The organism is bacterium, from assembly GCA_040757115.1.
Taxonomy (GTDB): domain Bacteria; phylum UBA9089; class CG2-30-40-21; order CG2-30-40-21; family SBAY01; genus JBFLXS01.
This window is the reverse complement of sequence record JBFLYA010000355.1, coordinates 1-2,952: the sequence shown is the minus strand read 5'-3', so window position 1 is coordinate 2,952 and position 2,952 is coordinate 1. Positions and strand designations below refer to the sequence as shown.

Here is a 2,952-nt window from a genome sequence, read left to right as displayed (position 1 = left end):
ATAGTGAACAAGATATTAATTTACCCATAGATACTCTTATTGAACGGGCTATTAATTTGAAGAAGAGATTTATACAAGCGAGAAAAACACAACAGAGTGATGAGATTATCAGGACTATATTAGAAAGCGATGTTGTTGTTAGAATATTTAATAGTTTTATTCATCCAGATTTGCAGAAAGAAAGTGAATGTGTATTAAATAATATTGACAATTTCCTCTTGATTCAACCCTTAAGATTACTTATCAGCCTTGCAAAAACACTTTATCAAAAGGCATTTTTATATTGGGATAAAACAAAAAATAGTTTATCTCTTGGAGTATGACAAGGTATTTAGAATATCTTTTTATATTGTAAGTGCTAACTTTTCTAGAGTCGTGCTGTGCTTTTATCAAAGTGAATTAGACTCATAAATATTAAAGTGGATTGAATTAGGTTATAAAAGATTGTTAATTATTTTGAATCATATGGAAATAAGTGGAAATGTTTACTCAATATAATCAAATAAAAGAGGAGCTACATAAAATACTCCTCACTGCCAAAAAAAGGACAAAAGAGAAACATCCATACATATATATTTTGGCTCAACTATTTTTCAATAGAGGATGTAAAGAATACTTTTTCCTTTGGTACTTTTACTTTCGATGGGTTGATGATATAGCTGATTTACCAAACCGAAGTTATGAAGAGAAAATTTACTTTATAAACTCCCAGCGAGAGATTCTTTTAAAAACTTATGCGGATAAAGAACTAAAAGAAAAATATCTGATAGAGGAAGAAAAGTACATTTATTATTTAGCTCTGTTTGATTTACAAAATGGACTAAGATTAAAAAATCATATATTGGGAATGTTCTCTGCTATAGAATATGATATACAGAGAGAAAATTTAATTCCCCAGAAAAAGGAACTTTATAAATTTATAGAAATAGAAGTCACCTCATACCTTAATACTTTTTTATTTTTTTGTAAACCTAAGGGAAATTATTCCCTTTCCTCTAAACCTTATGGTGGTATAGCTTGTAAACAAATTCACATCCTTAGAGATTTTATTGAAGATTTATATCAAGGATGGATTAATATACCTGTCGAAGACATTGGAGATTATAAGATAGAGTTAAATTATATTAACACTCCATCTTTTAGACAATGGGTGCAAGAGAAAGTAAAATTTGCAGAAGATTACTTTTTGATAGAAAAACAAAATTTAAAAACTGTTCCATCTTTGAGGTATAAATTAGCAGTCGTTGCACTTTTTGCCAAATATGAATTTATTTTAAAAAGGATTAAGAAAAATAAATTTTATCTTCCACTAAAAAGTAATAAAACAAATTTAGAAAAGATGTTCTTTATACTCTATTTATTCTTAGGTCTTCTCAAAGTTTTGATAGAACACATTCAATTTTCCTTTAGAAATTTGAGTATATTTAAACATTAGAATTTCAAAATCTGGTGGTGTCCGAGTTTAACTTAAATGATAAACTAAATTCTTTGAGTACGAAACGTTAGCGTTGCTAAACTACTCATAAAGCGAAGAGTTTATATTCCAAGGAACTAATCACTTCTTTAAAGCTAATTCCAGACATCACTCAAAATCTTAGGAAAACTAATTTAAGAATCATAAATTAAAGAGTTCTGTAAAATGAGAATTTTCACTTCATTTGTCATTCCCACGAAAGCGGGAATCCATTGGAAATAAATGACTTCTAGATTCTGCATCAAGTGCGGAATGACAAAAAAGTGCTATTTTGCAGAAGTCTAATCATAAATTAGTTTAAGGAGGAATAATTCTGAATTATTTATATCACTATAGAAGAAAAGAAGAACAACTCAAAATCTGCTTAGAGGAAAATGTGAATTTTAAAGATCTTACTAATGAGTTTGAAAGATATCAATTTATTCATCAGGCACTTCCAGAAATTAATAGAGATGAGATTGACGTGTCAACAAGATTATTTGGGAAGAAACTCAATAGCCCCTTACTCATATCCTCTATGATAGGTGGGACTTCATTTAGTAGTAAGATCAATAAAAACTTAGCTCAAGTAGCTCAGAGTTTAAATATTTCTATGGGAATAGGTTCTCAACGGATAGGTAGAGAAAATCCCAACTTATCCTATTTATTTAAGGTAAGGGATGTGTCCCCAGATATTCTTTTATTTGCTAATCTTGGTGCAGTTCAATTAAACTATGGTTATGGATTAAAGGAATGTCAACAAGCTATAGAAATGATAGAAGCTGATGCTTTATTTTTACATCTAAATCCTCTTCAAGAAGCTCTCCAAAAAGGGGGTAATGTAAATTTCAAAGGACTGGTATCCAAAATAGAAAAACTTGTTAGGGAATTAAATGTACCTGTAATAATAAAAGAGGTTGGTTGTGGAATTTCATATGATGTAGCTAAAAAACTACAAGAAATAGGGGTAGCAGGAATTGATATAAGTGGATCTGGTGGTACATGTTGGGCTCTTATTGAGCAATTACGGGTCTGTCCTAAAAAATTAAGAGATGGAGAATATCTTTTTACAAAATGGGGAATTCCTACAGCAATATCGCTCCGAATGGTCCAAGAAGTAATTAATACAAAAAACCGAAAGAATACAAAATTAACTATAATTGCATCAGGAGGTATTAAAACAGGGATTGATATTGCAAAGGCAATCGCTATGGGTGCTGATATTGTGGGAATTGGTTTACCATTACTTCATTCAGCAACTAAATCACCTGCAGATATAACTATTATTATAAAGCAATGGATAGAGGAATTAAAAACAGTTATGTTTTGTATCGGTGCTAAAAATATAAAAGAATTACAGGCTACTCCTCATCTAGTGCTCTGTCGCCAATGATTTGATTAAGATTTTGGTCATTCTTGCCGATAATAATATAAACTCTTGAGGCAAGGAGGAACCAAAATGAAAAAAAGTATATAGTTGAATTAACGGACGAAGAACG

3 protein-coding genes are annotated in these 2,952 nt (G+C 30.2%); all 3 read left to right on the top strand.

Annotated elements, in window-relative coordinates; translation table 11 throughout:
• Positions 1-323, top strand: a 323-nt coding sequence (locus tag AB1422_18540) for a hypothetical protein (protein ID MEW6621299.1), incomplete at its 5' end; no start/stop codon positions are given.
• A gap of 158 nt (positions 324-481) precedes the next feature.
• Positions 482-1,435, top strand: coding sequence for a squalene/phytoene synthase family protein (locus AB1422_18535; protein MEW6621298.1), 954 nt, complete (start codon positions 482-484; stop codon positions 1,433-1,435).
• Between the two features lie 346 nt (positions 1,436-1,781).
• Entirely contained in the window at positions 1,782-2,846 is a 1,065-nt protein-coding gene (gene fni / locus AB1422_18530) for a type 2 isopentenyl-diphosphate Delta-isomerase (protein MEW6621297.1), read from the top strand.
• Positions 2,847-2,952: the final 106 nt, after the last annotated feature.